Here is a 22,892-nt window from a genome sequence, read left to right on the forward strand (position 1 = left end):
CCTTGCAGTAATGCGAACGTCGTACGGTCGGTGCTTGCGTTACCGAAACGTTCGCCATGCAACGGATCGGGAGAGTGGGTGTGCATTCACCATCCCGGAGAGGGTGCAAGCGGCAGGCTGCACAAGCCTGTCCGAATTCTGTGATTCCCGGCGCAGGTAGTCAATTGCGCTGCAAAACATGTTGTGGAGTGGCGTATCCGCTTATCAACTTCGCGTGCCGGCGCGTTTTTGTGCCCACTGATCATCGAGCCTGCGTTATGCATACTTACTAATTCTATTTCTTTATCTGTCTTGAAAATGAATATGCATCCCGCATAATCATGCCGAGCTGTATGGATCGCTGGCGTTTTCAATGTCCCGGACCAATGCGGCTTAGCGTGCATTCGGGGTGGTTCGTCCTGGGCACATCACAACCGTTATCACCCTGTGGGCTGGCAAATGCTTGGTCGGCGGGATGGGAATCACGATGAAAACCGGATCGATTGGAAGGTGGCACATACTCAAGGCGCTCTTGCTGGCTGTCGTCATGGCGATGTTTATGCCGACGCTGGCGCAGGCCGATACAGCAACCCGGCTCAGCTGGGAGACGTTCGCCAAAGACCCGCAGCGCGTGGCCAGCCTGCGCAAGGCGGTGGCGGTGATGAAATCGCGCAATGGCGCGGACCATACCAGCGCGGAATATCGCACCAGCTGGGAATACTGGGGCTCGATCCACGGTTATTTCGGCGCGCAGTCGCCGGATGGCACGGTGGAGGAATACCAGCAGTGGATGAAGGACAACAACCTCTGGAAGCCGGAGTACGAAAAGTACTTTGTCGGCGTGACGGACAGGCTGCCGCCGGATCAGACGGCGACAGATGTCTGGTCGCAATGCCAGCACGGCACGCCGTGGTTCTTTGCGTGGCATCGCTTCTATCTGTTCCGTTTTGAGCGCGTATTGCAAGAGGCCGCTGGCGATCCGTCCTTGCGTTTGCCGTACTGGGATTACACCGACCCGGCGCAGGTTGCCATGCCGTCGGCGTTCATTGCGCCGACCTATGTCGATGAAGCGGGCAAGACCGTGCCGAATCCGCTGTTCGAGGCACGCCGGGCGCCGGATTGGCAGAAGGGCACCGGCACGCTGGACCCGAAGCGCACCAACATCAACGCAGCCTTGCTCAATCCCAACTTCCTGAGCACCACGGATCAATCGGGCGCAACCGTGCCGGGCTTCCAAAGCATCATTGAAAGAAGCCCGCATGGCAGCGTGCATTGCGCGGTCATGGGTTGTCCGGTGACGGTGATGGGGGCGGTGCCGTATTCGTCCAACGATCCGATCTTCTGGCTGCACCATGCCAATATCGATCGCATGTGGGACTGCTGGACCAGCATCGCCGGCCACAAGAACCCCGATAGCCAGGAATTCCTCGAACAGTCGTATACCTTCGTGGATGCCAAGGGCGTTGCGGTCACCAACAAGGTACGGGACTTGTTCGACGGCAAGCTGATCGATTACGTCTACGAGAAAGCTTCAGATTGCGCCCGGCCTGCAGCCTTGTTTAAGGCGAATGCGGTGGGGGTATCCCCAGCGCCGGTTGTGCCGCACGGCGCGACCACCAGCATGCTGATCAGTACTGCTGCGCGTGGCATTGCCATCGACAAACCGGTGACCAAGAAGCATATCGGCCTGGTGGCAGAGAAAACCAATGCGGTGCCGTTGGCGCTGGCGTTGCGTGGGCATGCCTTGGTGCCATCGCGCACGGAGCTTGTCCTGCGTGGCGTCAAATACCAGGCCCACCCCGGTACGATGTTCGATGTGTATCTGGAGAACGCGCAGGGCAAACGGGCTTATGTCGGCACTTTGAGCTTCTTTACCGGTGGCGGTGGTCATGGCCATGCCCATCATGATGCACAGGCCGCAACGGATGAAGTCTTCGATGTGACCGATAGCCTGCGCGAACTGGCCGGTGCCAACGCGACCTTGAAAGACGTCAGCGTGGTATTCGAAGCAACGACGGGTCGTCTGGGCCGCGATGAGAAGGCACTGTTCAATGCCAAGTCGAAACTGACCGTCGACGAGATTGATTTGCAGGTCAAAGTGCCGGCAAGTACGCCAGCGGAGTGAGGGCTGGATCGTGGGGAGGCTGGTCGAGCGCTAGCCTTGCCCCGTGATCAATGGCAGTAAAACAAATAGCCCGGCAATTGCCGGGCTATTTGTTTTGGAGCGGTCTGGGGCGCGAGTCGGCGATCAGCCGATCAGACTTCGACGCCGGCATCTCGCAGCAACGCTGCCAATTCCATCGCCGTCTTCACATGCATCTTTTCCAGAATCCGGGCGCGGTGGACTTCGACCGTCTTCATCGAGATGGAAAGATCATCGGCGATCTGCTTGTTGAGGCGGCCGGTCAGGATCAGCGCCATTACTTCGCGCTCACGCGGGGTGAGGGATTCGAGGCGGATTTCGACGGCGTTCTTGGCTTGCCACTGGTTGCGGCGTTCGGCATCGGCGGCGAGGCTCTTTTCCACCAGATCGACGATGTCGTTGTCGTTGAATGGTTTCTCGACGAAATCAGTGGCGCCATCCTTGAGCGCACCCACGGCCATCGGCACATCGCCGTGGCCGGTGAGGAAGATCACCGGCGGCAGATAGGCGTATTCGCGCAGTTTCTGGAACAGCTCCAGGCCGCTCATGCCGGGCATGCGCACGTCGAGCAGGATGCAGCCGAAGCGATCCGGGCTGTATTCCTTGATGAAGGATTCGGCGCTGGAAAAGGCCTGCGCTTCGTGGTCGCGGGTGGAGAACAGCCAGGCGAGCGCGTCGCGCAGTGCGTCGTCATCGTCGACGATGGCAATGCGGTGCGGCCCTGTTTTCGATTGAGTCATGTTCGCGAGGTCCTTGATTTCATCAGCAACGGAGCGCGTCGAAGGTGACGTGCCCGCACATTTCTAAAGCAGCTTCTTAGGGAATAGCGTGCCCGGCTTACGTTTGCCAGACACATGAATACGGTGTGCCGCTGGGCGAGCATTATCCACTGCTACTAGGGCTCTTGCGCATCGGTATCTTCATTGAACGGCACGGTGAAGATAAAGCGGCTGCCGCCACCGGCGTTGGCCTCCACCCACAGGCGGCCCTGATGGTGCTCGATGATCGAGCGGCAGATGTTCAGGCCCATGCCCATGCCGGCATCCTTGGTGGTAAAGAACGGCTTGAACAATTGTTCCAGTTGCTCGGGCGCAATACCAGCCCCTCTATCCGCAATGGTCACCCGCAGCAAATTGCCGTCCCGCGCCAGATCGATGGCGAGCATGCGGCGGGCGGGGGGCGTGTCTTCCATCGCTTCGAGGGCATTCTTGATCAGGTTGAAGATCACCTGCTCCAGCATGACCGGGTCGGCGTAGAGCGCGGGCAGGTCGTCGTCCTCGCGGAACGAGACTTCCACGCCGCGCCGGGTGACTTCGTGGCCCAGCAGGTTGAGCACGGTATCGAGCAGCGCGTTGATCTCGCAGCGCTTGCGGTGCGGCGCGCGGCGCTGCACGAACTCGCGGATGCCGCGGATGATCTGGCCGGCGCGCTTGGCTTGCTCGCCCATTTTTTCGATGGCTTGTGAGAGCTGGCTGGTGTTGGGCGTGGGCGAGGCGAGGATGTTGCGGCAGCCGCTGGCGTAGCTGGCAATCGCGCCGAGCGGCTGGTTGAGTTCGTGCGCGAGCGAGGAGGCCATCTCCCCCATCGAAATCAGCCGGGCGGTTTGCTGCAGCGCTTCGTTCTGGCGGCGCTCGCGGGCGGCGGCGGTCTTGAGGGCGGTGATGTCGGTGGCGATTTCCAGCCAGACCGCGCTGCCGTCCACCCAGACGCTTTGCCGGCTCTTGATCTGATACCAGTGCTCGCGATAGCTGTCGTACCACTCGGCATCGACCGGGGGTTCGGCCCGGCGCGGTACGAAGGGCACGATGCAACAGCGACCACGCCAGTCCGGCAGGCCGAAGGCACGGTCGAACTGGTGGTTGGACATCAGCAGCTCGCCGCTGGCGGCGTCGGATACGGCCACGGCGGCATCCAGCCCGTTCAGCACGGTGACGAAGCGCTCGTGCGAGGCTTGCAACGCCTGCCGTTCGCGGCGGATTTCGGTGATGTCATACAGCGACGCCATCCAGCCAATGTGGTTGCCTTCGCCATCGATCAGGCGTGAGGCATACAGGCGCACGTCGAAGCGCTCGCCATTGCGCCGCATATAGCGCACCGAGAACCCGTTCGGGTCGAGTCGGCCGGCGAGAATGGCGTCGGATGCGGCCTGGCAGCGCTCCAGTTCTTCCGGCGGCCAGTAGGGCATCGGCTGAATCTTGTTCAGCAGCTCGTGCTCGTCGTAACCGACCATGTCGCAAAAGGCGCGGTTCACATAAATGACCTTGCCGTGCAGATCGAGTGCTTCCAGACCGGTGACGAGCGAGTTTTCCATCGCCTCACGTAGCGCGGTTTCGCCGCGTAGCTGGACTTCGGCCTCGGCGTGCTGGCGGATGTGCGTCTTGAGGGCGCGGGTGGTCAGCAACATGGCGATCGACAGCAGGAACAGCATCCACGGCAGCAGATCGAGCAGCGGCCGGCTTGGCAGGCGGTAGACCTCGGCCCGCAGGGTCAGGCCACCAGGCGGGATGTCGAGGCCGATTTCCTTGAACACGCCACTCGGGTCGAGCTGGCGCTGCGATTTGGCGGCGATGCTGCGTTTGTTTTTATCCAGCAGGGCAATCTGGTAACGCTGCGCAATCCACCAGGGCACTTGCTGTTGCAGCATGCGATCCAGCGCCAGCGTCGCGACGATGAAATGGCCGTCCGGTACGGCAACGGCGTACTGCACCAAGGGCTTGTGGTCATGGGCGACGAGCGGCCCCCAACCGATTTCGCCTTCGAACGGTAGCGATTGCCATTCCTGCGCTGCTCGCCAGGTGACGCGGCCGAGTACGTCTTCCAATGCGAGGCCGACCAGCTCCGGGCTGCCTTGCGTGAATGACAGGGCGCGGGCCTGGAACTTGGGGCTGGCGTAGTCGTTGCTGGCTTCCAGCGTGGCGGCCAGACCGTTGATGGCATCGACGTCGGCGCGGATTTGTTGCTCGATGGCCTGCTTTTGCCACAGCAAATCCTGCTCCAGCTGGGTGCTGCGTTGGGTTTCGACTTCTTCCCGTGTGAGCAGCAGATAGGCGGCGAACGCCAAGGCGAAGAGCGCGGCGATCAGGCTGGGCAACAGGGCGAGCCACGTGGAGCGGCGGGTAAGGCTTTGTGTCATTCCAGAAGCATAAGGGCGGGCTTGCGCAAGCTTGCCCGTGTTGGGGAATGCAAGCAACAGTGAAAGGCTAAGGCGAAAATCCGTAGACACGGAGATCGGCGAGTACACAGGGCGCACGGAGAAAAGCATCGCTTTATGTAGGAGCGAGCTTGCTCGCGATGGCACCGTTTGATTCACCGTTGCCATCGCGAGCAAGCTCGCTCCTACAGAAACCCTCGATTTTCTCCCCGATCCCTATGCGCTCTGCGGTTCAGGAGTTTGGGTTTTGACCTAAGCCGCCACTGCGTTGAGCAATGCCTCGCCAGCTGCAAACGCACGCACATTCTCGATCACCGTATCGGCGATATTGGTCAGTGCTTCACGCGTGAGATAGCCCTGATGCGAGGTGATGACCACATTGGGAAAGGTCGTCAGCCGCGCCAGCATGTCGTCCTGCAGCGCCTGGCCGGACAAATCCTCGAAAAACACGCCTTCCTCGTATTCGTACACATCCAGCCCCACGCCGCCGAGCTTGCCGTCCTTGAGTGCATCGATCAGCGCGGCGGAGTCGATCAGGCCGCCCCGGCTGGTGTTGATGATGATGGCGCCGGGCTTCATCGTGGCGAGCGATTCGGCGCTGATCATGTGGCGGGTTTCCGGGAACAGCGGCGCATGCAGGCTGATGACGTCGGCTTGGGCCAACAGCTCGGCCTGCGTGACGAAGCGGCAGCCCAGTTCGGTTTCAAACGAGCGGTCTGGCGAGCGGTCGTAGGCCAGAACCTGCATGCCGAAGCCACGGGCGATGCGGATGGCGGCGCGGCCGATCTTGCCGGCCCCGACCACGCCGAAGGTGCGGCCGGAGAGATTGATGCCTTCCAGCCCATCGAGCGAGAAATTGCCGTCGCGCACGCGGTTGTAGGCGCGGTGGGTCTTGCGGATCAGCGTGAGCAGCAGTGCAAAGACATGCTCGGCAACGGCTTCGGGCGAATAGGCCGGCACGCGGGTGACGACGATGCCGTGTTCTTTGGCCGCAGCGAGGTCGACACCGTTGTAGCCGGCGCAGCGCAATGCGATATGACCAACGCCCAGCCGAGCCAATACCGCAATGGTGGTGGCGTCCAGGCGATCATTGACGAAGGGGCAGACCACATCGAAACCGGTGGCGAGCGGCACGGTTTGCCGGTTGAGCCGGTCATCGAAGAACACCAGCTCGTGGCCATGATCGGCATTGGCGTGGTTGAGCGATTGCTGATCGTAGGGCTTGCTGTCGAATACGGCGATGCGCACGGCGGCCTCCGGGCTTCGTGAATGGCTGAGCTGTCTAGAGCGGGTACTTTGAGCGGATGCGACTGGGGGGATTATTTGAACAGCAGCGTCTCGGTGCATGCCAAGGTCTGGCCTTTCCAGACCCGGCCATTCAACTGGGCGGAGACCGCCGTTGCTGCCGCATTGCTGATATCGAGCTGCACCCATGCCAGCGGCTGGCCCGATGCGGCGTCGATCCTGATATTGCCGATGTCCCCGGAGTAGCCCTGCTCGCGCAAGAAGCTGGTGATGTCGTCCGGGGTGACGTCGGCGGGTAGGCGACTAATGACTACAACGGCCATGGGATGACTCCTGGACAGTGAAAATAACCGTAATCAGCGCCTACGTAGCCCGGACGACTGGGCCGACCGGGGCGCACGTAGAACTTGCAGATGATCCCGAAGAAACAGCGGGCCGGCGATATGGCCTGGCTACGCTGCGCGCCGCCCATCACCGGCTTTCGCGTTCTTGCCGAGATAAGTCGGTGCGATATCTTCCATCGCTGCAGGATGCCACCCGAGTATCGAGGGAAATCCCGCCGGGTCGATATTAGGGGTTTTCATCGAATCCAGATTGTCTTGCGTAAGAGGTGGGTCAGGCAAGAGCATCATCATGGCAGCTTGCGCGCTGGCGGCCCAAGCCGGCAAGGGCAGCACGTGGGTGGTGCGCCCATTGAGCGAGCCGGTGTAGCGCACGATCTCGGCCAGGGTATACATGCCCGGCCCGACCAGATTCAGCGTCATGCCGGCCAGCTCCGGGCGGTCGATGCCAGCGACGAAGGCCCGTACCACGTCTTCGACCCATATCGGCTGGAACTGCGCCGCTGCTGCACCCAGAGGAAGAAGCGGCGCAAGCCGGGTGATCCTGGCAAATAGGGTGAGAAAGGAGTCCCCTTGGCCAAATACCACCGAGGGACGATAAATCGTTGCCGCCAGCCGGCTGCGACGGACGACGTTTTCGGCGCGGCCCTTGCTGCGCTGGTAGCGGGATGGTCCGTTTACATCGGCGCCGAGTGCGCTCATGTGGAGATAGCGCTTTACGCCGCTGGCTTCGCAAGCGCCGACGATTTTCTCGGTCAGCGTCACGTGGGCATGCTCGAATTCCGCTTCGCTGCCATTCAGGATGCCGACGAGGTTGATCACGACATCGTGGCTGGCGACCAGCTCCGCCAATTGGGCCGGGTCGTGCACATCGGCCTCGACGACCTGAATCTGCCGCGATGGATTGGATCGGGCCAAACCGGCATCGCGATGCCGGGTAGGAACGGTGACGAGGTCGCCGCGGGCAGCCAGCTGAGTGGCCAGATGGCTGCCGATGAAACCATTGCCGCCGATCAGGGTGATGCGCTTCATGCGGGCTCTCTCATCGTGTTCCGCTGTTGTGTTTCCCGCACCGGTCAGGGCGCATCCACCGCGCCGCCCTTGGGGGGAATGGGCGACAAACGCTGACTCATCGTCACTTTTTCGCCCAGCAGGATGCCGTAGTGTTCAGCGTTGGCCATGACCTTCTTCACGTAGTCGCGCGTTTCGTCGAACGGAATCGTTTCAATGTAGATCACGGCGTCCAGCGTTTGGTCGGTTTGCCAGGCGCGTGCCCGGCCCGGCCCGGCGTTGTAACCCGCCGTGGCAAGCACCGGGTGGCCGCTCAGGCTGTCCTGGATGTAGCCGAGGTAGAAGGTGCCGAAGCGGATATTGGTGTTGATCTGGTTCAGCTCGTCCGGGCGCACCTTTTTCATGCCGAGCTTGCCGGCGACCCACTTGGCGGTGGGCGGCATCAGCTGCATCAGTCCGCTCGCGCCGACGCTGGAGCGTGCCACGGTCATGAAGCGGCTTTCCTGCCGGATCAGACCGTAGACCCACGCGGCATCGATGCCGTTTTCCTGGCTCTCGCGCTCGACGATGTCGCGATACGGCGTCGGGTAGCGCAGGCGCGGTTCAACCGGGCCGGGTACGCGTTCGGCGGTGTAGATCATCCGGTCGAGAATGCTGTTGCGCTCGGCGAGCATGGCGGCGGCGACTTGTTCGGTGGGCGACAGGCCGCGAATGCCCCAAGCCCATTCGCGCAATCCCTCGGGCCGCCAGTCTTGTGCATAAAGCGCCAGCGCGCGTTGCAGGCCGGGCTTTTGCTGCACGTTGCGGATGTCCTGCTCGGTCGCCGTCACCGGGGGCAGCGGGGTTTGCGCGAGTGGGCCTGCGGCATCTCGCGCCAGCAAACCATAGAAATCATCAGCGCTGGCAAGCTCGGCCAGGATGGGCGTGGCTTCGGCTGGCCGGTTCAGCGCCTTGAGCGCAACTGCGCGCCAGTAACGCCAGACGGTGAGCTTGAGATCGTCGGCCGGCATGGCGTCGATACGGGCCAAGGTGGTCTTCGGGTCACGCGCAAAGATCGCGGCGCGCACGGCCCAGAAGCGACCGGACTCATCGAGCCCGGCCATGCCGCCGCGTTCGAACCACTCATTGGCGATCGGGTTGTGCTGCTTGATGGCGATTTCGCCCAGTTCTTGCCAGCCATAGCGGCGGTCGGCTTCGGGCCAATCCTGTCCGAGCTTTTCCAGCCAGGATGCAGCGCGGTCGGCATCGCTGCGGGCTAGACGCTGGATCGCATACAAGGCAGCTTCACGCGTGCCGCGGTCGTTACCGGTGAGCTTGGGCAGGACTTTGTCCGGCGTGTTGGCGGCTTGGGTGATCGGGCGATTGGCGAGCGCAGCCGGGAAGCCGACGCGGGCGGACAGCTGCCGGGCGAAATCGGCCTTGTTGGCGGACAACGCCATGCGAATGCGCGCCCAGACGTCGTCCTTGCTCAGTTGCTGGGCATCGAACAGGGCATCGAAGACCGGGGCGCAGGATTCCGGCCGTCCCTGCTCGGTAAACCAGAGCGGCCGCAGCCGCACCAGCGCGGTGGTATCGCTCTTGGCCAGCGCGGATTGGCCGGCCAGACATTGCAATTCAATCGATGGGCTATCGAGTTGGGCGTATTGGATGTCGAATGTCTTCCAGTCCTGCCGCTTGCCCAATTCCTTGAGCCAATCCTGCCGCAGCTTGTCGGCCAGCGGCGTGCCGTCGAAACGGTCGAAGAAGGCTTTGAGGTCGGAATCATTCAGTTTGTCGAGCTGGAGCGAATACCAGTAGTACTGCGGGTACATCTCCATCAGATCGCCGCGATTGGCATCGGCCATTTGCGCGATTTTCTGGATGTCGCGGGCGCGGACTGCCTCGCGGAGCGTGAGTAGGTCGACCTGCGCCAGCGCAGGTAAAGAGGAAACAATAAGGACTAAGGCGAGCAGACGTTTCATTGAGGGCTTGGATTCGTTGGGCGGGGCAGCAGATGGAGAGGACTGCCGAAATCAGGAAATTAATCGTAATTCTAATGCAAGGGCCGTGGCCGATCTGTGAGATTTGGTCGGCCGGCGCCGGTTCCCCATGGAATTGTTACGATGTTGCCAAGCGGAATCGCGACGGCCGCCGATTAGCCGGCCGAAGGTAAAAGCAAGTAGAATCAAGCGATTCTGTAACAGCAACGTGCGCCCATGCGGCGCGCATCACAATTTTTAAATATGCTGACTTTCCAAGAAATTCTGCTCAAGCTGCAAACCTACTGGGCCCGCCAAGGCTGCGCCCTGCTCCAACCGTACGATATGGAAATGGGCGCGGGCACCAGCCACACCGCGACCTTCCTGCGCGCCATCGGCCCCGAGCCGTGGAATGCCGCTTACGTACAACCGTCCCGCCGCCCGAAAGACGGCCGCTACGGCGAAAACCCCAACCGCCTGCAGCACTACTACCAGTTCCAGGTGGTGCTCAAACCCAATCCCGACAACATCCTCGATCTCTACCTCGGCTCGCTCAAAGAGCTGGGCATCGATCCGACCGTGCATGACATCCGCTTTGTCGAAGACGACTGGGAAAACCCGACGCTGGGCGCATGGGGCTTGGGTTGGGAAGTGTGGCTGAACGGCATGGAAGTCACCCAGTTCACCTACTTCCAGCAAGTGGGCGGCCTCGATTGCAAGCCGGTGCTGGGCGAGATTACCTACGGCGTCGAGCGTTTTGCGATGTATCTGCAAGGCGTGGATAGCATCTATGACATCGTCTGGACCGAATACCCGAACGGTCAGAAAGTCACCTACGGCGACATCTACCACCAGAACGAAGTCGAGCAGTCCAAGTACAACTTCGAGCACTCCAACGTCGAGCTGCTGCTGAGCCTGTTCAACAGCTTCGAATCCGAAGCCAAGCGCCTGCTGGAAGCCGGTCTGGCGCTGCCGGGCTACGAGATGATCCTCAAGGCCGCGCACACCTTCAATCTGCTGGATGCACGCGGCGCGATCTCGGTGACTGAGCGCGCAGCCTACATCGGTCGGATTCGCACACTGGCGCGGCAAGTGGCGCAGGCCTACTACGACAGCCGTGAAGCCTTGGGCTTCCCGATGTGCCAACCGGCCGCCTGAAGCAAGCCGGATCAGGTGCCCCGATGCGGATTCTTGCCAGTCTCGTCCTGACCCTGCTGCTGGTCGCCTGTGGCGACAAATATGACGCCAACCTGGCTGGCCCCGATCCGGTGCCGGCCAAGCATGCCGACTGGCGCAGCTACGGCGATATGGCGGATTTCGAAATGCTGGTCGACGTGAATTCGATCACGCATGAAGACGAAGCCGACAAGGGCTCGCCCAAATACACCTATGTGTGGATGTGGCAGAAGTTCAAGCAAGACGAGATCGACGGCCAATCCAAGGGTAAGTACCGCAACAAGTACACCCGGCAGGCCATTGATTGCCCCAGTGGCCGCATGGCCGGCATCGCGGTTGAGTTGCGTGATGCCGACGACCTGAAAGTGGCCCGTTACGATGTTCCGGGCTATCAGTGGGAATTTGCTGATCAGGAACCGAATAGCTATGGCGCAGATTTCGTGCGCCAAGTGTGCAAGATCATGACTGATAAGGCCGCTAAGCCGGCTGACGCATCGTGATTCATAGGACTTATGTAGGAGCGAGCTTGCTTGCGATAGCAACGTTTGAAATGTCGCCATCGCGAGCAAGCTCGCTCCTGCAGGGCTCCGCTTAAGTGAGCCGAATAGATAAAACTGAAGAGTTAAAACAATGACGCAAACGCTGTTGATTGAACTGTTTACCGAAGAACTGCCGCCCAAGGCGTTGCCGAAGTTGGGCGCGGCCTTTGCCAAATCGCTGTTCGACGAGCTTGCCAAGCTGGGTTTCGTCGATGCTGGCGTGGAATACCACGCCTTCGCCAGCCCGCGTCGTCTCGCGATCAGCATTCCTCAGGTGCTGGCGGTGCAGCCGGATCAACGCATCGAGCGCAAAGGCCCGGCCGTTGCGGCCGGCTTCAAGGATGGTCAACCCACACCGGCACTGGCTGGTTTTGCCCGTTCGTGTGGTGTGACGGTAGATGCGCTGGAGCAAGGCTCTGATGGCAAACAAGACGTCTTCATTTTCCGCAGCGTGAAAACCGGCGAGCCGCTCTCCGCTGTGTTGTCTGGCCTGATCGATGCCGCACTGAAGAAATTGCCCGCGCCGAAGATGATGCGCTGGGGCGACCGCGACGGTCAGTTCATCCGTCCGGTACACGGCCTGACCGTGTTGCACGGCGCAGACGTGGTGCCGGCCAAGGTGTTGCATCTCGAATCCGGTCGTACCACGCAAGGTCACCGCTTCCTCTCCAAAGGCCCGGTCGAACTCAAAACCGCCGAAGGTTACGAGCGCCAGCTGTTCGAGGAAGGCAAAGTGGTGGCGAGCTTCGCTGCCCGCCGCTCGCTCGTCGGCCATCGCCTTGAGACTGCCGCCAAGAGACTCAATGCCACCATCGCTGCCGATGATGCGTTGTTCGACGAAGTGACGGCGTTGGTCGAATGGCCGGTGGTGCTGGAAGCCGGCTTCGAGGCCGAATTCCTCAAGGTGCCGCAAGAGTGCCTGATTCTGACCATGCAACAGAACCAGAAGTACTTCCCGCTGCTGGATACGAATGGCAAGTTGATGAATCGCTTCCTGCTCGTCTCCAACCTGGAAACGGCGGATTCGTCCTTTATCACCGGCGGTAACGAGCGCGTGCTGCGTGCGCGGTTGTCCGATGCCAAGTTCTTCTTCGAGCAAGACCAGAAACGCCGGCTGGAAAGCCGCGTGCCGGGTCTGGCTACCGTCGTGTATCACAACAAGATTGGCAGCCAGCTGGAGCGCGTGAACCGTCTGGTGAAGATCGCCGGCGAAATCGGCCCGGCACTGGGTGCGCAAAAAGCCGTTGCCGAACGCGCTGCCTATCTCGCCAAGGCTGATTTGCTCACCGATATGGTCGGCGAATTCCCGGAACTGCAAGGCATCATGGGCATGTATTACGCCGGTCTGGACGGTGAGGGCGAGACCGTCGCCAATGCCATCGAAGGCCATTACCACCCGCGTTTTGCCGGCGATACCTTGCCGCAAGGCCCGGTGGCGCAAGCGGTGTCGCTGGCGGACAAGCTCGAATCCATCGTCGGCATCTGGGGCATCGGCCTGATCCCGACTGGCGATAAAGACCCGTTCGCATTGCGCCGCGCTGCGCTGGGTGTAGTGCGCCAGTTGCTCGATCTACCGCTCGATTTGCGTTCGCTGCTGGTGGCGACGGACGCTGCTTTCCCGGCCGGTGTCGTGGCCGAAGGCACGGTTGATGGCGTGTATGGCTTCATGCTCGACCGCCTGAAGAATTATCTGGCCGCCGATTTCCCGGCTGCAGATATCGATGCCGTGTTGGCACTCAACCCGCCGCGTTTCGACGAAGTGCTGGCCCGCCTGAAGGCTGTGGCCGAGTTCAAGGCGTTGCCGGAATCTGCCGCACTGGCTGCCGCCAACAAGCGCATCCGCAATATCCTCAAGAAAGTCGAGGGTGGCGTGCCAGCGATCAATGCTTCGCTGTTCAACGAAGCGGCCGAAAAGTCCTTGTTCGATGCGTTGCAAACACTCCAGACCCCGGTTGAAGCCGCCGTGAAGTCTCACGATTTCACCGGTGCGCTCAAGCAACTGGCCGCGTTCAAAGCCCCGGTCGATGCTTTCTTCGAGGGCGTCATGGTGATGGCAGACGATCTGGCCGTACGTGGCAATCGCCTGGCCTTGTTGTCGGCCCTGGCCGATTTGATGAACCGTGTGGCGGAATTGTCGCTGCTGGCCGAATAAACAGTGAAGTGCGAGGAGTAAGGTAGGAGGTGTGAACCTTTGTGCCTTATTTCTTCCCCACCCGAAAATGAAACTACTGATTCTTGATCGTGACGGCGTCATCAACGAAGACCGCGATGACTTCGTCAAATCACCGGATGAATGGTCGCCGATTCCGGGCAGTCTGGAAGCCATCGGCGAGTTGACGCGTGCCGGCTGGATCGTGGTGGTTGCCACCAACCAGAGCGGCGTCGGCCGTGGCTTGTTCGATGTCGATACGCTCAACCGCATTCACGCCAAGATGCACCGGGCCGCGCAGGAATTTGGCGGTCACATCGACGCGGTATTCTTCTGTCCGCACAAGCCGGATGCCGGCTGCGATTGCCGCAAGCCGCTGCCGGGCATGATTCACGACATCGCCAAGCGTTTTCACGCTGATCTGCAAGGCACGTGGATGGTGGGCGATAGCCTGCGTGATCTGCAAGCCTTTGCCGCAGCGGGTGGCCGGCCGGCGCTGGTGCTCACCGGCAACGGCTCGCAAACGCAAGAGGGCGGTTATCTGCCTGAAGGCACTGCCGTGTTTGATAATCTGGCGCAATTCACCGCTTTCCTGTTGAAGCGGCACCACTGATCGCTCTAGACCGAGCGCATTTCCATACGGGTTCTCAATGATCTGGTTTCGTTCTGCTCTCTATTGGCTGGGGATGATCATTCTCACGCCGCCTTACGCCGTCCTCTGCTTCTTGATTCTGCCTTTGCCGCCCATCCTGCGTTTCCGCATCGTCACCGGTTGGTGCTGGTGCATGGTGCAGTGGGTGCGCATCACTTGTGGCCTGAAACACCGCGTGATCGGTCGCGAAAACATCGTGCACGGCCCGTACATGCTGATGAGCAAGCACCAGTCTGCTTGGGAAACCATGGGCTTGACGCAAATCTTTCCGCCGTACGTTTATGTGGTGAAACGCGAACTGTTGAAGATTCCGTTCTTTGGCTGGGGCTTGCGCACGCTGTCGCCGATCGCCATCGACCGCTCCAACCGCTCCGAAGCGCAAAGAATGTTGATGGAGCAAGGCCGAGCCCGTCTAACGGAAGGGTTCGGCATCGGCATTTTCCCGGAAGGCACCCGCGTGCCGGCCGGCAAACGCGGTCAGTACAAACAAGGCGGCGCACGGCTGGCGGCGGATCTGGATATCCCCATCGTGCCGGTAGCGCTCAATGCCGGCGAATTCTGGCCGCGCAATTCCTTCCTGAAATGGCCGGGCACCATCACGGTCAAGATCGGCAAGCCAATCCAGGCAGCGGGTCGGCCGGCCAGCGAAGTCATGGCCGAGGTGGAGAACTGGATCGAAACCGAACTGGCCGCTTTTGAAGAGCGCGGCCCCAAGCTCCCACCCAAACAGCTGGCGGCTGATGCAGCACAGGCTTGAACTGCTTGGCCGGCGGCTCGACTACACGCTCAAGCGGAGTGCGCGCCGCCGCTCGATCGGTCTGAAAATCGGCCGTGACGGCCTCACCGTCACGTTGCCCGTCCGGGCACCCGTTGCGGAAGCCGAGCGGGTGATCCGGCTCAAGCTCGACTGGATTCTGCAACACCTCGATACCCCGCGACCGGAGCTCCCCCAACTACGCTCCGGTGGCCACGTGCTCTGGCTTGGTACACCACGTACCCTGATCGCCGACGCAGCCCGCTCCCGGCTCGATGACACGACACTGGCCTTGGCCGCGCCCGACGAACATGATGCGCTGGCTAAAGCCTTCACCCGCTTCTGCCAGCGCGCTGCCCGCAATTATTTCCAGCAACGCGTACCGTATTGGGCCGAACGCATGGGTCTGCAGCCGCGTCGCGTATTGCTCACCAGCGCGAAAAGCCGTTGGGGCAGCTGCACCGCCAGTGGCGATGTCCGCCTGAGCTGGCGGCTGATGCAGGCCCCGTTGGCCGTGATCGACTACGTGATCGTCCACGAGCTGGCTCACTTGGCCGAACTCAACCACTCTCCACGTTTTTGGGCCGTGGTCGAGACTATCTGCCCGGATTGGAAGGCGCGACGGGATTGGTTGAAAGGCGAGGGTGCAGCACTGTTGGCGTGGCGCTGAGCCGAGTTTTTGACGATCGCCCTGTTAAGCACCCCCCTCGCCCTCGCGTGCAAGGCTTTGCCTTGCTCAGCTATTAGTGGGAGAGGGGCCGGGGGAGAGGGATTAACTACCTCAACTGAGCGGCATTGTTCCCATCGCGCTCGTCTGCTGCAAAACCTGCTCCACAAACGAAATAAACGTACTCACCTTGCCGCCCGCAGCCGGGCGCGACGAGGTCACCGCATGGATGGTGTGCGCTGGCAGTGGGTAATTGCCCAGTAACTGCACCACGCGGCCATCCAACAATTCGCGGGACCAGAACCACTCCGGCATCACCGCAATGCCCAGATTGGCCAGCACCGCATCATAGAGCGCATCCATCGTGGATAGTGTCAGCCGTCCGGTCACATGCACGCTAAGGCTGCCTTTGCTTGTATCAGTGAAGCGCCAAATGCCGGGGTGATCGGTGCCGGAGAACAACAGGCATTGATGCTGTTGCAGGTGCGTGGGTTCTGTCACCGGCCCGTGCCGTTTCAGATAGTCAGGCGAGGCCACCACAATGCGTCGCGATGGGCCGACGGGGCGCGCAATCAGATTGGATTCACGCAGCGGCGCAATGCGGAACGCCACATCAACGCGTTCCTCGATCAGCTGCGATACCTGATCCGATAGCACGAGTTCAACGTGCACCTCCGGGTGCAATCGCTGCCATTGGGCCAGGGCCGGGATCAGCAGCCTGCGCCCAAACCCGTTCGAACACGCCACCCGGATACGGCCACGCAACTTGCTGCCGCCATCCTGCACTGCTGCTTCGGCTTCTTGCGTGAGGGCAAGGATGCGTAGGGCGTGCTCCAGATAGACCTCGCCGCGCTCGGTCAGGCTGATGGCGCGGGTGGAGCGCCGAAACAGCGGGCAGCCCAGATGTTGTTCCAACGCGGCAAGCTGCCGGCTGATCGTGCCCTGGCCGATGCCCGTCGCGATCGATGCGCCGGTCAGGCTACCGGCCTGGGCGATGGCAACGAACACTGCCAGATGTTCATGCAGTCCGTTATTCATGTGTGCCGCCAGTCATTTATGCGCAACAAGCATAACTCTTTCTATTGCGTCGCGTAGTATCCCTGCGCCTGCATCTCTAGACTTTGAACTCCATCCCACACGTATATGGAGTCGAAAATGTTCACCTTGATCGATCCCGAACTGGCCACCGGCCAAGCCCGCGACCTGCTGCTGGATACGCAAAAGCAACTTGGCCGCACCCCGAATCTATACCGTGCCATGGCTAATAGCCCCAAGGCTTTGGCGGGCTATCTGGCTTTTCGCGGCGCGCTGCAAGGTGGTGCGCTCGATAGCAAGATGAATGAGCGCATCGCCCTGCTGACCGCGCAACTCAATGCCTGCGACTACTGCGTGGCAGCGCATAGTTTTCGTGGCCAGAAGATTGGCCTGTCTGCGGATGACCTGAACAACACGCGGCTTGGGATTTCCGAAGACCCAAAGATTAATGCAGCCTTGGCATTTGTGACTGCCTTGGTCAAAGGGCAGGGCCATGTGGCGGATGAAGTCCGCGATGCCCTGTTTGCGCAAGGCTGGACCGAGGCGCAAATCGGCGAAATCGTCGCCCATGTCGCCTTGAATGTGTTTTCCAACTACTTCAAGCAAATCGCCGAACCCGCACTGGATTTCCCGGTGCCGGCCGATCTGGTGGTTTGAACGGGAGCGAGCCATGACCCGCCTGACCCTGGAGGGCGCGCAACGCGTCTTCGTCTTTGCCCTTTCAGCCACCGCCGCCGCGATCGCCTGCCGCTTCGGTGGTGGCTCGGCCTACCTTGCCCCCTTCCTCGCCACCGCGGCTGTGCTCGCGGGGGCGGGCAAGGAGATCCAGCAGGCGGTGGTTTCGACATTGGTCGTGTATGCGATCAGCATCGTGATTGGCACGCTGGGCCACGTTCTGCTGCCTGCGTCGCCGTCGGCCGTCGTTTTAGCTTGCGCGGCTGGATTCCTGCTGTGTGTATTGTCGAAACGGCAACATCCACCAGCATTGGCATTGCTGGCTTTGGTGTTCACGCGCCAGCCGGATGTGCTGGCATCGATTGGCTTGCTGGGTACGGCGTTGGCGGCGGCTTTGGCCGCTGTAGCCGGGCATCGAATCAATATGGGGGTGCTGCTGAAGCGGTGGGCTGTGACGCAATGAGCAATTAAATCCAGCATGATTTCAGCAAAAACTTACATGCTGCGATGCGATAAACCGAGTGCATTATTTTATTTGTCTTGCTATACCGGTAAAAATTTCCTGTGTTGGTGCTAGCTAGTACAGGCCGGTTTTCCCGTTGGAAGGAAAGACAAATGAACGCCTTATCCATGGTGCAGAAGCTCTATATCGGCTTCGGTCTGATCGTTACCGTGATGTTGATTCTGACGTTGATGACCGCCTTCAATCTCAACCGGCTGGATCAATCCAGCGAAGCGCGCCTGCACAGCTTGCGATTGATCGCCAATGGCAATGACGTTTACGGCGATGTGGCCCGCGCGGCCGGTGCGGTGCGTCAGTACGGCTACACGGGTCAGGCCAACGTGATGAAAAACTACAAGGACGCCATTAGCAGCCTGCAAGAAACAACGGTGCCAAGACTCCGTAAGGAAATGGAGGGCGAACCGGAGCAACTGGCCCGCATGGACAAGATACAGGCGCTGGCCAATGCCTGGGTGCGGGATTACGCCGAGCCGTTCTTGAAAAAGCGCGCCGAGATCGATGCCAAGCAGGCGACGATGGATGATCTGGCGACGCTTTCCGTCTCGCTGGGCGCCAAGGCCAAGATCGCGCCGATTTCCGATCTGGTGGATGAAATCACCAAGCAAGCCACCGCGGAACACGAAGTGCGTAAGGTGGAAAATGAATCGATTCATCGCGTCACGGTGATGGCGCTCTGGATCGGCACCGCCATTGCGCTGCTGATCTCCATTTCTTCCTCGGTCATCATCGGCAGGGGCATCGTCGGCCGGCTGCATCACGCGGTCAGCAGCGCCAACGCGGTGGCCGGCGGCGATTTGAAGCAGCACATCGAAGTCTCCGGCGGCGACGAGATCACGGCCTTGATGCGTGCGCTGTCCGGCATGCAGGCAAAACTGGTCGAGATCATCTCTTGTATTCAGAGCAACTCGCATGATGTGGCGGCCTCTGCCGAGCAGATTGCAGCCAGCTCCAGCAACCTGGCGCAGGCATCTGGCGAGCAAAGCAACGCGGCCTCGGCCATGGCTGCCATCGTCGAAGAGCTGACGGTGAGTATCAATCATGTGTCCAACAACGCCCGCGATGCCCACACCCTGTCGCGTGAATCCGGCGAGCATGCCGATCACGGCAGCGGGGTGATCCGCATGACGGTGGACGATATTCGCGAAATCGCCGAAACGGTCAAACTGGCTGCCGTGCGCATGAATGAATTGGGCGGCCATGCCGATCAGATTTCGTCGATTGTCGGGGTGATCAAGGAGATCGCGGATCAGACCAATCTGCTGGCGCTCAACGCCGCCATTGAGGCTGCCCGCGCCGGCGAGCAAGGGCGTGGCTTCGCCGTGGTGGCGGATGAGGTGCGCAAGCTGGCGGAACGCACCAGCCAGTCCACGCAGGAAATCGCCGGAATGATCAGCCGCATCCAGTCCGGCAGCCAGGAAACACTCGGCACCATGCAGGACAGCGTGAGCAAGGTGGAGAACGGCGTAAACATGGCGAGCCAGGCTGGCGAAGCCATCGTGCAAATCCGCGATTCATCCATGCGGGTGGTGGAAATGGTGACGGATATTTCCACCTCGCTGCAGGAGCAGTCATCGGCCAGTAACCACGTGGCAATCAATGTGGAAAAGATTGCGCAGATGTCGGAAGAGAACAATCGCGCCGTCGAGGAAACGTCGCAGGCTGCCCAGCAATTGCGCGGGTTGGCGGATTCGCTGCAGCGGTCGGTGTCGTATTTCCGGTTTGCTTAAGGCACCAATACGATCCGATCCGGCAACGCAGTCAGCCTGACCGCCGGCGAGCGCAAGATCAGCAACGCCTGAACCATGAACGCGATCACCGCCACGATCAGACTCGCGCCCATGCCGAATTGCATGCTCACCGAAGCGCCCAGCAGCGCCCCAAGCGGGCGGGCACCATAGGTGGTGGTGCTGTTGATTGCCGATAGCCGGCCCAGCATGCCTTGGGGTGTGATGGCTTGGCGTAGCGTGGTCGAGCTGATTGTCCATAGGATCGGCCCGGCGCCAAACAGAAAATAGCTGATGCACGCCAGCCAGAACGACGGCACGACGAGGGTGGCGGCCATCGTCATCGCCGCCAGTAATCCGCATAGCGGGCCAATCGCGAATGCCTGCCCAAAGACCAACTTGCGCATGATCCTCGGCGTAGCCAGCGCGCCACACACCATACCGACCCCGTTGCAGGCCAAGGTTAGCCCCACTGTCGATGCGCTCAATCGCAAATGCTGCACTGCATAGGGCACATAGACCGCTTGCAAGGTGAAGAACCCGATATTGAAAAAGGCTGCCGTCGCAATGATCGGACGAAGCAGCGGGTCATTGATGGCGAAGTGCGCGCCTTCCTTCAATTCAGTAAAAAAATGGCGAGCGGGCTTTGCGTCGCGTGGTGGCTCATCGACGCCGATCAGCAGGGCAACCGCGAATGCAGACAAGCCGGTCGCCACGCCATAGGCCCAGCCCGCGCCAACCCAACCGACCATCAAGCCACCTGCCGCCGGACCAGCGGAATAGGCGATGCTGCGGACGAGCTCGATCCGGCCATTCGCCGCCGTGAGTAGGGGGCGTGGAACCAGTGCCGGGATGAGGGACGGGGCAGCCACGCTGTAGGCCAGCGTGCCGGTGGCCCCGATAAAGCCAAGCAGCGCCAGGAGCGGGAGCGACAACAGCTGTGTCGCTGCCAGACATAAAACGCTGAGCATGGCGATCACGCGGCAGATTTCTCCGCCGACCATTAGGCGGCGACGTGAGTGCCTATCCGCCCAAACCCCGAGCGGGATCGCCAGCAGTAGAAATGGTAATGTTTGCGCCGCCTGCAGCAAGCCCGTCTGGCTGGCATTCGCGCCGAGCACGAAGACCGCGACGATGGGGGCGGCGGCGAGACTGATTTGCTCTGCGGACTGCGCAACGAGGTTCGACCAAGCCAGTCGTTGAAATGACGCCGGCAGGTGAGTGCGTGAAAACATGGTGCAATCCCGAGTGATGTTTATCGGGATGATTGCAGCCGGGAAAGTGCCGCGCGTTCCGCTTCTTGCTTTGGAATCCGCCGAAATAGCTGCCAGTACTGCATTTGCTGTAAAATCCCAGCCAATTCAACACTCTAGATCGGGGCGCTTTGCGCCCCGTCGCCGTTTCACGGAACGAATCGCCCAGCCATGAATGCCAATACCGATGTCGCGGCAATGACCGAAGCCGACAAGAAAGCCCAGTACAACCTGAACAAGCTGACCAAGTGGCTGCGCCACGGCGTGGGCGATGCGATCAACGATTTCAACATGATCGAAGAGGGCGACCGCGTGATGGTGTGCCTGTCCGGTGGCAAGGACAGCTACACCATGCTCGATATCCTGCTGAGCCTGCAGAAATCCGCGCCGATCGATTTTTCCATCATCGCCGTCAATCTCGATCAAAAGCAGCCGGGCTTTCCGGAGCATGTGCTGCCGGAATATCTCGCCGCGCTGGGCGTGGAATACAAGATCATCGAGGAAGACACCTACAGCATCGTCAAACGCGTGGTGCCGGACGGCAAGACCACCTGTGGGCTGTGCTCGCGCTTGCGGCGCGGCATTCTGTACCGGGTGGCGGATGAGCTGGGCGCGACCAAGATCGCGCTGGGCCATCACCGCGAAGACATCCTCTCCACGCTGTTCCTCAACATGTTCTACGGCGGCAAGCTCAAGAGCATGCCGCCCAAGCTGGTGTCGGACGATGGTAAACATATCGTCATCCGCCCGTTGGCCTATTGCCGCGAAAAGGACATCATCCGCTACGCCGAGGCGAAGCAATTCCCGATCATTCCGTGCAATCTGTGCGGCAGCCAGCCCAACCTGCAGCGTCAGGTGATTGGCGACATGCTGGCCGATTGGGACAAGCGTTTCCCCGGTCGTATCGAATCCATGTTCCGCAGCCTGCGGAACGTGGTGCCGTCTCATCTGGCTGATCCAAAAATCTATGACTTTGTGGGCATCCAGGCCGACGGCACGCCGCGTGATGACGGCGACAAGGCGTTTGACCGCGAGTCGTTCAGTGATCCGGGCCGCATCTCCATCCTGGCGTCCAAACCTGCTGACGCGCACGACTGCGGAGAGGCTTGATGTTGTTCCGTTCCAAGCGATTCTCCCGTGGTGCCGAGGATGAGGTCGTCATCGATATCTCCGAAGAGTTCGGGGTACGCAAGCTGCACTTCGGCAACGACGACACGCAAAGCGCGATGCGGATCAACAATCCGACCGAGCTGGTGCTGGCCTACTCGCGTTGTGTATTTGGCTTTTTGCTGTTCGTCGAGCCGCCACGTGATGCGTTGTTGATCGGTCTGGGAGGGGGCTCGATTGCCAAGTGGGTGAACGACAAGCTGCCGCAGGCGCGGCTGACTTGTGTCGAACTGCACCAGCAAGTCGTCAATGTGGCGCGCAGCATGTTTGCATTGCCGGGCGATAGCGACCGGTTGGAAGTGATCGTCGGCGACGGTGCGGCGCACGTGTATGCCATGCCGGATGCATGCACCGACCTGATCGTGATGGATGCCTACAGCGCGACGGGCATCGCCTCGCCGCTTGCGACCCCGGAATTCTTCATGGCGTGCCGCGACAAGCTGGCTGACAACGGCGTGCTTGCGATCAACCTGTGGGGCTCGGACAAGAAATTCAGCGAGTACTGCAACCGGCTTTCCGACGTGTTCGACGGCAAGTTGCTCTGCCTGCCGGCCCGGCAGAAGGGCAATGTGATCGCGTTCGGTTTCAAGCGTGCGCAGGGCGAGCCGCGCTGGGATCAACTGACCGACCGCGCCCGCGATCTCGAAGTCGCTTACGGTCTGGAATTTCCCGAGTTCGTCGCCGATCTGGCACGAATGAATCCGCATAACGATCGGAAGTTGTTTATCTAAGCGGGCAAGCTGGCCGGCG

At 60.8% G+C, this 22,892-nt stretch carries 20 protein-coding genes; 12 read left to right on the top strand and 8 right to left on the bottom strand.

The genetic code is table 11. The features are described from left to right. The first annotated feature begins 526 nt into the window (after positions 1–526). Positions 527–2,104: a tyrosinase family protein gene (locus tag BR41_RS10365; RefSeq protein ID WP_035055906.1), complete on the top strand. Its 1,578-nt coding sequence runs from the start codon at positions 527–529 to the stop codon at positions 2,102–2,104. Between the two features lie 131 nt (positions 2,105–2,235). Here BR41_RS10365 and BR41_RS10370 read toward each other — a convergent pair whose 3' ends face one another. The 6 genes from BR41_RS10370 to BR41_RS10395 form a co-directional block, all read right to left on the bottom strand. Next, positions 2,236–2,862: a response regulator transcription factor gene (locus BR41_RS10370; protein WP_051710653.1), complete on the bottom strand. Its 627-nt coding sequence runs from the start codon at positions 2,860–2,862 to the stop codon at positions 2,236–2,238. Positions 2,863–3,017: 155 nt separating this feature from the next. Continuing rightward, a complete protein-coding gene (locus tag BR41_RS10375; RefSeq protein WP_051710655.1) occupies positions 3,018–5,255 on the bottom strand; it encodes a PAS domain-containing sensor histidine kinase in 2,238 nt (745 codons plus the stop codon). Positions 5,256–5,525: 270 nt separating this feature from the next. Next, on the bottom strand, positions 5,526–6,521 hold the full coding sequence (locus BR41_RS10380; protein WP_035055908.1) for a 2-hydroxyacid dehydrogenase: 996 nt from the start codon (positions 6,519–6,521) through the stop codon (positions 5,526–5,528). 71 nt (positions 6,522–6,592) lie between these two features. Continuing rightward, entirely contained in the window at positions 6,593–6,841 is a 249-nt protein-coding gene (locus tag BR41_RS10385) for an RNA-binding protein (protein ID WP_035055910.1), read from the bottom strand. 129 nt (positions 6,842–6,970) lie between these two features. Beyond that, complete coding sequence (locus BR41_RS10390) at positions 6,971–7,891, bottom strand: complex I NDUFA9 subunit family protein (protein WP_035055912.1); 921 nt, start codon at positions 7,889–7,891, stop codon at positions 6,971–6,973. A gap of 44 nt (positions 7,892–7,935) precedes the next feature. Next, complete coding sequence (locus BR41_RS10395) at positions 7,936–9,831, bottom strand: lytic transglycosylase domain-containing protein (protein ID WP_051710657.1); 1,896 nt, start codon at positions 9,829–9,831, stop codon at positions 7,936–7,938. A gap of 261 nt (positions 9,832–10,092) precedes the next feature. Between BR41_RS10395 and glyQ the strand changes: the two genes are divergently transcribed. The 6 genes from glyQ (at position 10,093) to BR41_RS10425 (ending at position 15,768) form a co-directional block, all read left to right on the top strand. Next, positions 10,093–10,986, top strand: a complete 894-nt coding sequence (glyQ, locus tag BR41_RS10400; protein ID WP_156970645.1) for a glycine--tRNA ligase subunit alpha — start codon at positions 10,093–10,095, stop codon at positions 10,984–10,986. A gap of 23 nt (positions 10,987–11,009) precedes the next feature. Further along, positions 11,010–11,504, top strand: coding sequence for a hypothetical protein (locus BR41_RS10405; RefSeq protein WP_035055915.1), 495 nt, complete (start codon positions 11,010–11,012; stop codon positions 11,502–11,504). A 130-nt stretch (positions 11,505–11,634) separates the two neighbouring features. Then, the gene (glyS, locus tag BR41_RS10410) at positions 11,635–13,695 is read left to right on the top strand and encodes a glycine--tRNA ligase subunit beta (protein WP_035055917.1); all 2,061 of its coding nucleotides are present in this window, start codon (positions 11,635–11,637) and stop codon (positions 13,693–13,695) included. Between the two features lie 67 nt (positions 13,696–13,762). After that, positions 13,763–14,305, top strand: coding sequence for a D-glycero-beta-D-manno-heptose 1,7-bisphosphate 7-phosphatase (gene gmhB, locus BR41_RS10415; protein WP_035055919.1), 543 nt, complete (start codon positions 13,763–13,765; stop codon positions 14,303–14,305). Positions 14,306–14,342: 37 nt separating this feature from the next. Next, on the top strand, positions 14,343–15,101 hold the full coding sequence (locus tag BR41_RS10420) for a lysophospholipid acyltransferase family protein (protein WP_084187004.1): 759 nt from the start codon (positions 14,343–14,345) through the stop codon (positions 15,099–15,101). Then, positions 15,085–15,768 carry a M48 family metallopeptidase gene (locus BR41_RS10425; protein ID WP_035055921.1) on the top strand — a complete coding sequence of 228 codons (684 nt, stop codon included), beginning with the start codon at positions 15,085–15,087 and terminating at the stop codon, positions 15,766–15,768. The genes BR41_RS10420 and BR41_RS10425 overlap by 17 nt, the downstream gene beginning before the upstream one ends. Positions 15,769–15,879: 111 nt before the next feature. Here BR41_RS10425 and BR41_RS10430 read toward each other — a convergent pair whose 3' ends face one another. After that, positions 15,880–16,803: a LysR family transcriptional regulator gene (locus tag BR41_RS10430; RefSeq protein ID WP_051710659.1), complete on the bottom strand. Its 924-nt coding sequence runs from the start codon at positions 16,801–16,803 to the stop codon at positions 15,880–15,882. A gap of 117 nt (positions 16,804–16,920) precedes the next feature. On the opposite strand from BR41_RS10430, the gene BR41_RS10435 reads away from it, so the two are divergent. The 3 genes from BR41_RS10435 (at position 16,921) to BR41_RS10445 (ending at position 19,725) form a co-directional block, all read left to right on the top strand. Further along, positions 16,921–17,457 carry a carboxymuconolactone decarboxylase family protein gene (locus BR41_RS10435; protein WP_035055925.1) on the top strand — a complete coding sequence of 179 codons (537 nt, stop codon included), beginning with the start codon at positions 16,921–16,923 and terminating at the stop codon, positions 17,455–17,457. Positions 17,458–17,470: 13 nt separating this feature from the next. Next, a complete protein-coding gene (locus BR41_RS10440; protein WP_035055926.1) occupies positions 17,471–17,938 on the top strand; it encodes a hypothetical protein in 468 nt (155 codons plus the stop codon). A gap of 152 nt (positions 17,939–18,090) precedes the next feature. After that, positions 18,091–19,725, top strand: a complete 1,635-nt coding sequence (locus BR41_RS10445) for a methyl-accepting chemotaxis protein (protein ID WP_035055927.1) — start codon at positions 18,091–18,093, stop codon at positions 19,723–19,725. On the opposite strand, the gene BR41_RS10450 is transcribed toward BR41_RS10445, so the two are convergent. Beyond that, the gene (locus BR41_RS10450; protein WP_035055928.1) at positions 19,722–20,957 is read right to left on the bottom strand and encodes an MFS transporter; all 1,236 of its coding nucleotides are present in this window, start codon (positions 20,955–20,957) and stop codon (positions 19,722–19,724) included. The two genes, BR41_RS10445 and BR41_RS10450, sit on opposite strands and share 4 nt — an antisense overlap. A 189-nt stretch (positions 20,958–21,146) precedes the next feature. Between BR41_RS10450 and ttcA the strand changes: the two genes are divergently transcribed. Continuing rightward, on the top strand, positions 21,147–22,085 hold the full coding sequence (gene ttcA, locus BR41_RS10455) for a tRNA 2-thiocytidine(32) synthetase TtcA (protein ID WP_051710661.1): 939 nt from the start codon (positions 21,147–21,149) through the stop codon (positions 22,083–22,085). After that, the gene (locus BR41_RS10460) at positions 22,085–22,873 is read left to right on the top strand and encodes a fused MFS/spermidine synthase (protein WP_035055929.1); all 789 of its coding nucleotides are present in this window, start codon (positions 22,085–22,087) and stop codon (positions 22,871–22,873) included. Before ttcA ends, BR41_RS10460 begins: the two co-directional genes overlap by 1 nt. The last annotated feature ends 19 nt before the right edge of the window (positions 22,874–22,892 follow it).

The organism is Andreprevotia chitinilytica DSM 18519 (genome assembly GCF_000711875.1).
GTDB lineage: Bacteria > Pseudomonadota > Gammaproteobacteria > Burkholderiales > Chitinibacteraceae > Andreprevotia > Andreprevotia chitinilytica.

Bases quoted from the DNA above. Each gene is read 5' to 3' on its own strand.
- glyQ (WP_156970645.1), top strand. From the start codon at position 10,093: ATGCTGACTTTCCAAGAAATTCTGCTCAAGCTGCAAACCTACTGGGCC.
- BR41_RS10395 (WP_051710657.1), bottom strand. From the start codon at position 9,831: ATGAAACGTCTGCTCGCCTTAGTCCTTATTGTTTCCTCTTTACCTGCG.
- BR41_RS10375 (WP_051710655.1), bottom strand. From the start codon at position 5,255: ATGACACAAAGCCTTACCCGCCGCTCCACGTGGCTCGCCCTGTTGCCC.
- BR41_RS10440 (WP_035055926.1), top strand. From the start codon at position 17,471: ATGACCCGCCTGACCCTGGAGGGCGCGCAACGCGTCTTCGTCTTTGCC.
- BR41_RS10405 (WP_035055915.1), top strand. From the start codon at position 11,010: ATGCGGATTCTTGCCAGTCTCGTCCTGACCCTGCTGCTGGTCGCCTGT.
- BR41_RS10450 (WP_035055928.1), bottom strand. From the start codon at position 20,957: ATGTTTTCACGCACTCACCTGCCGGCGTCATTTCAACGACTGGCTTGG.
- BR41_RS10370 (WP_051710653.1), bottom strand. From the start codon at position 2,862: ATGACTCAATCGAAAACAGGGCCGCACCGCATTGCCATCGTCGACGAT.
- gmhB (WP_035055919.1), top strand. From the start codon at position 13,763: ATGAAACTACTGATTCTTGATCGTGACGGCGTCATCAACGAAGACCGC.
- BR41_RS10365 (WP_035055906.1), top strand. From the start codon at position 527: ATGGCGATGTTTATGCCGACGCTGGCGCAGGCCGATACAGCAACCCGG.
- BR41_RS10420 (WP_084187004.1), top strand. From the start codon at position 14,343: ATGATCTGGTTTCGTTCTGCTCTCTATTGGCTGGGGATGATCATTCTC.
- BR41_RS10385 (WP_035055910.1), bottom strand. From the start codon at position 6,841: ATGGCCGTTGTAGTCATTAGTCGCCTACCCGCCGACGTCACCCCGGAC.
- BR41_RS10430 (WP_051710659.1), bottom strand. From the start codon at position 16,803: ATGAATAACGGACTGCATGAACATCTGGCAGTGTTCGTTGCCATCGCC.
- ttcA (WP_051710661.1), top strand. From the start codon at position 21,147: ATGAATGCCAATACCGATGTCGCGGCAATGACCGAAGCCGACAAGAAA.
- BR41_RS10390 (WP_035055912.1), bottom strand. From the start codon at position 7,891: ATGAAGCGCATCACCCTGATCGGCGGCAATGGTTTCATCGGCAGCCAT.
- BR41_RS10445 (WP_035055927.1), top strand. From the start codon at position 18,091: ATGAACGCCTTATCCATGGTGCAGAAGCTCTATATCGGCTTCGGTCTG.
- glyS (WP_035055917.1), top strand. From the start codon at position 11,635: ATGACGCAAACGCTGTTGATTGAACTGTTTACCGAAGAACTGCCGCCC.
- BR41_RS10460 (WP_035055929.1), top strand. From the start codon at position 22,085: ATGTTGTTCCGTTCCAAGCGATTCTCCCGTGGTGCCGAGGATGAGGTC.
- BR41_RS10425 (WP_035055921.1), top strand. From the start codon at position 15,085: ATGCAGCACAGGCTTGAACTGCTTGGCCGGCGGCTCGACTACACGCTC.
- BR41_RS10435 (WP_035055925.1), top strand. From the start codon at position 16,921: ATGTTCACCTTGATCGATCCCGAACTGGCCACCGGCCAAGCCCGCGAC.